We start from the raw sequence: 7,704 nt of genomic DNA, 5'->3' as shown, positions 1-7,704 counted from the left end.
CCGTCACCAACGAACCCGGACTTTTCGCCCACTGGGCATGGGTCACCGACTGCGGAGGCTCGTTCGCCGGGCGGTAAGAGCCGTATGAACCGAGAGGTTCACGTACGGATCCGTGGGAGCCGGCGGGTGCGATTCCCGCCGGCTACCCGACTGGCGGTGGAACGAAGATGGAACATTTTCACTGTCCGTCCGCCTCGATCCAACCCGTGGTGCGATCATTGAGATCGCTCTCGTCATGGCCATGTCAAGCCTGCACGACTCCCGAGACGCCGACCGGGAAGATTCTTCCATGACATCCAATGCCGAGGGCTTGATCAATAATACCTCGATAACACACGCAGGTCCTGAGATGAAAGCCGATGCCTTGACGCCCATGTCCGAATCTTTCCTCTCTACTGGCGCTCCCACGCTGATGAGCTCGACATCTCACGCGATAAATGTCCACATAGATATTGATACACTCATCGGTTCAAGCCAAGAAAACAAGGGATCCCCCCTCCAGCAACATGAAGAAGGGCATGGGCTGAATACCCGAAGGTGTGACGTGAAGGACCACATCCCTGTTCTACCGAACGTCGTTCGAAGACTGTCTTGCGACAGCCTCCTTCGGACACTTATTATAGACTCCAAGGGAAACCCTCTCACGCTGGGTCGCACCCGCCGAAACCCGACCACGAGATTGCGGCTAGCAATTTATGCGCGCGACCGAGGAGTATGCCAGTATCCGGGTTGCCATCATACCCGCTGGCTCCAGATACATCACATGAAGGAATGGGCATCCAAAGGCGGAAACACAGATCTTGACAATCTCGTTCTGATCTGTTCCTTTCATCATCGGACTATTCATGAAAGGCGGATTGTTCTGCAGCGCGGACGCGACGGTTCGATTGTCGCCCGCCATCGTGACGGAACGCTGACGCAGCAGGCACCGCGGCTGCATCCGGGTCTGGATCTGTTGGAGCTCCTCGGCGATAGTCCCTCAACCGCGCCAGCTGAGACCGTCCCGACAAGACAAGTAGCCTGATTTACCCCTAGGGGGTATGGAAATGATCCAACTGTCTGCCTCGGCGTACCGCGACCCGATGTGGGGGGACACGAGAGCCGATGCTCAGCTACGAACGGGATGCCCGTAGGCTCCTAACCTTGTGAGCCCCATCCTCGCGCCCGGACGAGCTGGGAACTTCATCCGAGCCCTGTTCATCATCCTGCTGCTTGTGCTGCTGATGCGGACGGTGTATCTGATGTGGTTCTTCCACACCCCCGCGTGGACATCACGACCGGACGAGATCCGCTACTGCGGCGGATGGTACAAGCGTTCAGACGAGCTGGACATCACAGGAAGCCGTGCACGCCAGATGGCAGGTGGCAGCCTCAAGGAAGTCAGGCGGTCGCCGGTGTTCCGCCCGATCATGGCGTACCGTCCGACATCAGACTGTCCACGCTACCTCTTCGCCAGGGTTGGCAAGGACGTCTTCGTCATCTACCGCGCCGCCGACGACTGAGCCGGACCGGTCAGGGCCGGGCCGGTCAGAACGTAGACGCGGGCGTGTATGGACGTGCGCTGCTGCAGCGCGGCCCGTACAGCACGATGCAGGCCATCCTCCAGGTAGAGAGCTCCGCCCCACTCGACGACGTGAGGGAAGAGGTCACCGTAGAAGGTCGAGTCCTCATCGAGAAGAACATCGAGTGCGAGCACCCGCTTGGTGGTAACGAGCTGGTCGAGCCGAACCTGGCGAGGGGGAATGGCCGCCCAGTCCCGCTGGCCAAGGCCGTGCTCGGGGTACGGGCGACCGTCTCCGACCAATCTGAAGATCACCGGCACCTCCTCCTCGAGGGCGAGACATTCTCCGACCACGACAGCCTAGAATCCTCGCCCCCCTATAAGACCCCGGTGGCCCCGCAGCATCGAGCCGCGTGGACACCCGGACCACGGCTGCAGGTCAGATGCCCGCAGCTGGCACCCCTTCTCTTGATCTCGCAGCAAGGCATGTTTAGGTAAGCCTAACCTTATATCGAGGAGGTTCCATGGACGACGTCGTGCTCTGCCTGCCTCCAGACGCCGGTCGACGCATCGACCTCACCACGTATGCGCTTGCCGAACCGGATCTGATCAGTACGTATTCACCTGATCCCACCTGATGCGACCGGTGACAAGATTGCCGGAGTGCAGGTGAGTGGACTGGACCCGAAACACAGGACGACGTCCATAATCAGTCGACCTTCGTGCCAAGGAGCGGCACGGCTCTCGGCGACCGGGCACGGATCAGCCGATCCGGCCGGATGAGCACGCAACCGTTGAGTAACGATCATCTACGAAGGTGGCTGAGCCTCGGAGCCACTCCCTCGGGGTGAACTCGCCGGCACGCCGCCGGCCGGCAGAAAATCCGCTGGACAGCCCACCTACTCTGGGTAGATGGAGTTCACCCAGTCCGACAAGCTCGCCGACGTCTGCTACGACGTCCGCGGGCCTGTCCTCGATGAAGCGACCCGGCTGGAAGCTGCGGGTTCGCGCATCCTCAAGCTGAACATCGGCAATCCCGCGCCGTTCGGCTTCTCCGCACCGCCGGAGGTACTCGAGGCCGTCGTGGCAAACCTTGCGGATGCACAGGGTTACAGCGACTCCAAGGGACTGCTCGCCGCCCGGGAAGCGGTCGTGCGCTATCACCTCCGTAAGGGGGTCACCGGCCTCGACCCCGGCGGGGTCTACCTCGGCAACGGCGTCTCCGAACTGATCATGATGTCGTTGCAGGCGTTGCTCAACAACGGCGACGAGGTGCTGCTCCCCGCGCCCGACTATCCACTGTGGACGGCCGTGGTCAGCCTGTGCGGCGGCCGGCCCATGCACTACCTCTGCGACGAGTCCGCCGGCTGGGCGCCCGACCCCGACGACATCGCCGCCAAGGTCACCCCGCGGACACGAGCGATCGTCGTCATCAACCCAAATAACCCGACTGGTGCCGTCTACGACCGGCAGGTGCTGGAGAACATCGTCGAGGTCGCCCGCCGCCACCACCTGATGCTGCTGTCCGATGAGATCTACGACCGGATCCTCTACGACGACGCCGAGCACATCGCGACCGCGGTGCTCGCGCCGGACCTGGTCTGCATGACCTTCAACGGGCTGTCGAAGTCCTATCGGCTAGCCGGGTTCCGGGCCGGGTGGATGGTGATGTCCGGTCCGCGCGGCCACGCCTCGAGCTACATCGAGGGAGTGAACATCCTCGCGAACATGCGCCTGTGCGCCAACGCGCCCGGGCAGTTCGCCACGGTCGCCGCCCTCACGGAGGACGGCGGCGCCGGGGACCTCGTCCTGCCCGGCGGCCGGCTGCGCGAACAACGAGACACGGTCGTGAAGCTCCTCAACGACATCCCCGGGGTGTCGTGCGTCCCGCCGCGGGGGGCGCTGTACGCCTTCCCCCGACTGGACCCCGCCGTCTACCCGATCCGGGACGACGAGCGGTTCGTCCTCGATCTGCTGTTGGCCGAGAAGATCCTGCTCGTCCAGGGCAGCGGCTTCAACTGGCCGCATCCCGACCATGTCCGGATCGTGACCCTGCCCGCGGTGGACGATCTCACGGACGCCATCGGCCGGATCGATCGCTTCCTGGCCTCCTACAAACACCCCTCCCAGCGACAGCACCCCTCCCAGCGACAGAACTGACGGAGCAATCGACACCATCGGGGAGGTTGTCCACAGGACACCAACGCCCTGTGGACAATCTGTGGAAAAACGGCGTGGCGACGTCCTGCTCGTGGGTCTGCTGGTCGCCGCCACGATCGGGGCGCAGATCGCGCTGCGAGCCCGGATCGATCGTCCGCTCTGGTACGACGAGCTGTGGCGCCCGCACTTCGCGGGGGAACCGTGGCCGACGTTCTGGTCGGAACTGACGGCGGCCAACACCCCGTCCTCGGTCGGCTCACTGGCGCTGACCCGACTGACCGGGACCATCCTCGGCTGGCACAGTTGGTCGCTCCGGCTCGTCGGAGCGGGAATCTGGCTACCGCTGCTCGCTGCGGGCGGCTTCCTGCTCGCGCGGCGGTTCACCGGCCGGGTGCCGGCCGTGGCCGCCGCGGTGACGGCCGCCCTCGCCGGCACCGTCGTCGACACCGGCACACAGCTCAAGCCCTACGTCCTCGATGCGGTGGTCACCCTCGCGGTGATCGCGCTGTGGATAGGACAGGCCACGCTCCCACGCCGGACCGCGGCCGGGGCGCTGGCGCTGCTGTCGCTGCCCGCGGTGTTTCTGCTGGTTCCCCTCGCTGGCTACGACCTGGTCCGCGCGGTGCCCCGACGCACCGTGGTACGCACCGCCGGACGGGTGGGCCCCGCCCTCCTCCTGGCCGGCGCCCACATGATGATCTTTGTGGCGCACCAGTCCAGTCAACGGGCGAGCCATTTCTGGGACGATCACTTCCTCGCCGATCGAGGGATCCTTGGCGGCCTGCGGTTCACGCTCGAACAGACCGGCGCGATTCTCGGTGGCGCTCCGCCCGGGATCGACCGTTATGACCCCAATCTGGTGCACTCCCTCCTCGAGGGGCATCGCCTCCCGACGCTGCTCGTCGGGACGGCCACGGCGGTTGCGCTGGCGCTCGGAGTCCGGGTACTGCGCCGACGCCCCGACGGGATGATCCTTATCGTCGCCTTGATCGGCGCCGAACTGCTCCAGCTCGCGGCCAGCGCCGGACGCTACTGGCCCTTCGGGGCCTGTCGGACCAGTCTGTTTCTGGTTCCGTTGCTCACCATCATCGTCGCGGTCGGCGTTGCAGACCTGGCCCGCACGGCCCGCCTGGCCCGCACGGCCCAGGCAGCCAGGCCGGTCGGGCCGGCGCGGCTTCCCGCGGCCGTCGGCCTGATCGCGCTGGCGGTGATGCCGGTCTGCGCGGTCGGCGGGACCATCACGCTGTGGGACGAACGCCACGATCCCCGTCCGATCGAGGCCATGGTCGACGCGACGATCGCCGCCCGCGCCGAGTATCGGGCGGGCGATCTCGTCATCGTCGGCGGCCGACTGGCGCGAGCGGGCTGGCTCTACGCCATGGACCTCAGCGACGACGCATCGCCCGGGGGACCGCCGATCGGGCCCCGGGTACCCCGATCGGCGACAACCTTCCTGAGCGTGATCGGGAAGGACGGCGCGGACGGCGCGATCCGCAGCCGCCCGCAACCGCCGGACCGGATCCTGCTGTTCATCCTCGCCTACGACCTCCGGGGCACGGCCGCCGAACTCGCGTCCCTGCGGCAGGCCGGATGGTGTGAGCAAGAGATCCGGACCTTTCCGCTCACCGGCACCCTGCACGGCCTCACCCGCTGCGCCCCGACGCCGCGGGGGGACTCGCAGTCGCCATCGGCTGTCCGATGAGAGCGGCCAGCGCCCCCCATTCCCGGTCACCGTCCGCCAACGACGACGCGATGCGCTGCTGCAGCACGCCGACCTGGATCCGGGTGCCGTCGAAGAGCTGCCCGCAGGACGCCGCAGCGGCGGCATAGTCCCTGCCGCCGGCATCGAACCGCGCCTGCGCGGCCGCGGTCGGCGGCACCGGCGCGGTCAGCGCCGCCTGCGTGTCGGTGCCGAGGGAGACGCAGACGGGCCGCAGGGAAGCGCCGTCCTGGGCGGCCAGATACGCTCGGGCCGCCGCGACGTCCGTGGCGACCCGGGTCCGCAGACCCTCGCTGCCGTGGTAGCAGGAGGCCAGCTCGGCAGAGTCATTCGCAGTGGATGCAGAGCCGTTCGCGGTGGATGCAGAGCCGCCGGTGGTCGACGCGGGCAGCCCGGACGCCGAGTCCGCACCGCCTGTCAGGGTCGCCGCTCCCCCGCCAATCACCAGCACGATCGCGCCGAGAATGGCGAGCCGACTACCGATGGGGTTCTGGAGCGGATCCGGTTCCCGCAACCACCCAGGTCGGCCGCTACGCCCCGCCATGCATCCCTCCGCCCTGGATCTACTCTGGGCGAAGGTTATGCCTCGGAGCGTCGCAGATCACCGGTGGGTGCGGCCGTCAGCGTGCGGCCGTCAGCGGATCGCCGCCACGAGCTCGGGAATGGCAACGGGTGGCAGCGAGTTACCTCAGGACTTTCCTGCGATCAGGTCGCAAGCGCATTCACACCTCCGCCCAGCACATCCGGGATGAAAACCATTGTCAATAATGTTCAACGGACGCGTGCCCATTCCCGTCGCCAGGCACGCCCAGCGCGGCGAGGAGATGAGAAAGTGAGAACGTGGCCCGTACACCCCAAGAAGCTCACGGGTCCGAGCCGACCCCACGGCTGGTGCACGCTCCGGGCGGGACGGACGGCACAGTCGGGATGAGAGGCACGGACGGTAAGGGCGACACCGGCAACAGACTGAACCGACCAGACAGACTGAACGGCAGCGAAGGGAGCGACGTGAGCACCGCGGGGAACGACACCAGGTCGGCCGGCACGGGCCGGCCGGCCCGCGACCCTCGCAACCAGCGGGATGAGACGGCAGAGCGCCGTCCGGCGCCGAGCCGGGGGACGGCCGTGCGTGCCACCCGGCAGGGCGACGCCGTCTCCGCCGCGCTTGCCGAGACCGACGCCTTCACCAGCGCCCAGAATCTGCACGCCCGGCTACGGGCGCAGGGCGCCGCGGTCGGGCTCACGACGGTGTACCGCCATCTGCAGGTGCTGGCCGACCGCGGCGAGGTCGACATGATCCGCCGGGACGACGGTGAGACCGTCTACCGGCGCTGTGCCTCTGACGACCATCACCATCACCTCGTCTGCCGCTCCTGCGGCCGGACGGTGGAGATCGCGGGACCGGAGATCGAGGCGTGGACCGCCAAGGTTGCCAACGCCGAGGGATTCGTCGACGTCGTGCACACTGTGGAGATCTACGGCACCTGTGCCACCTGCGCGGCCCGACCGGCCACCTGAGCGAGGTTCCCGGCGGAGCAGGGGACGCACCGCGGGGCACAGTGCGCGCAGCCGTCGGTCAGGGTGCCGTCGCCGAGAGGCCGGTGCAGGCGCGCAGGGCGTTCCAGTTCGCCAGGGCCCGGGCTCCCGCGGCACCGGTCACCGGCTGGGGGGTGCCCCCCACGATCCGGGCGGGTAGCCAGGCAGCGGCCATGACCGCCCGGCCAGCGACGGTCAGTTCCAGCACCCCGGACTCGGTGTTCCGGCCGGCGCCGGAGGAATAGAACACAAAGTTCCCCAACCCGTAGCCGACGTACACTCCGTCGGAGGCCCATCTGGCGCCCAGCAGAACGTGGGCGTGGCTCCCGATGACGACGTCCGCGCCCGCGGCCGCCAGCCGGGGGAGCAGGGCGCGCTGTGCCTCGTTGGGGCACTGCTGCTGTTCAGTCCCCCAGTGCAGGAAGACGATGACCGTGTCCGCCTCGGCCCGCGCGGCTCGCACCAGCCGATCGACCTCCTTTGCCGATGCCAGGCCGGGTTTGTTCGGACCCGCCGTCCAGGCCGCGATCAACTCGTCGTCGAGCACCTGGGTGGCCCCGAGGACGGCGATACGCTGCCCCTTGACCGTCGTCATGTACGGGGCGTACGCGGCGGTGTCGTCCACGCCGATGCCGACGAGCGGAAAGTGCGCATCCCGGGCGTAACGCAGCGAATCCTGCAGGCCTTCGATGCCGTAGTCCATGCCATGGTTGTTGGCCATCGTGACGACGTCGATGCCGGCCGCCCGTACCGCGGTGAACGCGGTGGGCGAAGCCCGGAACACATA

At 67.2% G+C, this 7,704-nt stretch carries 8 protein-coding genes; 5 read left to right on the top strand and 3 right to left on the bottom strand.

The window, feature by feature from the left end:
* Nucleotides 1-235 precede the first annotated feature (235 nt).
* Both AC08OU_RS08065 and AC08OU_RS08060 read left to right on the top strand, forming a co-directional pair.
* Complete coding sequence (locus tag AC08OU_RS08065; RefSeq protein WP_476604590.1) at nt 236-1,024, top strand: HNH endonuclease; 789 nt, start codon at nt 236-238, stop codon at nt 1,022-1,024.
* A gap of 121 nt (nt 1,025-1,145) precedes the next feature.
* Nucleotides 1,146-1,502 (top strand): hypothetical protein, encoded by a 357-nt coding sequence (locus tag AC08OU_RS08060; RefSeq protein WP_462186441.1) that lies wholly within the window; start codon nt 1,146-1,148, stop codon nt 1,500-1,502.
* Here the strand turns inward: AC08OU_RS08060 and AC08OU_RS08055 are convergent.
* Nucleotides 1,481-1,816 (bottom strand): type II toxin-antitoxin system VapB family antitoxin, encoded by a 336-nt coding sequence (locus AC08OU_RS08055; RefSeq protein WP_462186460.1) that lies wholly within the window; start codon nt 1,814-1,816, stop codon nt 1,481-1,483. The genes AC08OU_RS08060 and AC08OU_RS08055 overlap by 22 nt on opposite strands.
* Nucleotides 1,817-2,413: 597 nt before the next feature.
* On the opposite strand from AC08OU_RS08055, the gene AC08OU_RS08050 reads away from it, so the two are divergent.
* Both AC08OU_RS08050 and AC08OU_RS08045 read left to right on the top strand, forming a co-directional pair.
* A complete protein-coding gene (locus AC08OU_RS08050) occupies nt 2,414-3,661 on the top strand; it encodes a pyridoxal phosphate-dependent aminotransferase (RefSeq protein ID WP_476600556.1) in 1,248 nt (415 codons plus the stop codon).
* Between the two features lie 61 nt (nt 3,662-3,722).
* Nucleotides 3,723-5,363: a hypothetical protein gene (locus tag AC08OU_RS08045; protein ID WP_476600558.1), complete on the top strand. Its 1,641-nt coding sequence runs from the start codon at nt 3,723-3,725 to the stop codon at nt 5,361-5,363.
* Here the strand turns inward: AC08OU_RS08045 and AC08OU_RS08040 are convergent.
* Nucleotides 5,305-5,925, bottom strand: coding sequence for a hypothetical protein (locus AC08OU_RS08040; protein WP_476600560.1), 621 nt, complete (start codon nt 5,923-5,925; stop codon nt 5,305-5,307). The two genes, AC08OU_RS08045 and AC08OU_RS08040, sit on opposite strands and share 59 nt — an antisense overlap.
* Nucleotides 5,926-6,389: 464 nt before the next feature.
* Here AC08OU_RS08040 and AC08OU_RS08035 point away from each other — a divergent pair, with 464 nt between their 5' ends.
* The gene (locus tag AC08OU_RS08035) at nt 6,390-6,899 is read left to right on the top strand and encodes a Fur family transcriptional regulator (protein WP_476600562.1); all 510 of its coding nucleotides are present in this window, start codon (nt 6,390-6,392) and stop codon (nt 6,897-6,899) included.
* Between the two features lie 58 nt (nt 6,900-6,957).
* On the opposite strand, the gene AC08OU_RS08030 is transcribed toward AC08OU_RS08035, so the two are convergent.
* Nucleotides 6,958-7,704: CapA family protein (locus tag AC08OU_RS08030; RefSeq protein ID WP_476604588.1), on the bottom strand; the 747-nt coding region annotated here is incomplete at its 5' end.

Source organism: Frankia sp. CcMO1 (assembly GCF_977945845.1).
The sequence above is the reverse complement of the archived record's forward strand: the minus strand, read 5'-3'. Positions and strand labels throughout refer to the sequence as shown.

What these genes read in the sequence shown, in the direction of transcription:
- AC08OU_RS08065 (WP_476604590.1), top strand. Translation starts at nt 236, where the DNA reads ATGGCCATGTCAAGCCTGCACGACTCCCGAGACGCCGACCGGGAAGAT.
- AC08OU_RS08040 (WP_476600560.1), bottom strand. Translation starts at nt 5,925, where the DNA reads ATGGCGGGGCGTAGCGGCCGACCTGGGTGGTTGCGGGAACCGGATCCG.
- AC08OU_RS08050 (WP_476600556.1), top strand. Translation starts at nt 2,414, where the DNA reads ATGGAGTTCACCCAGTCCGACAAGCTCGCCGACGTCTGCTACGACGTC.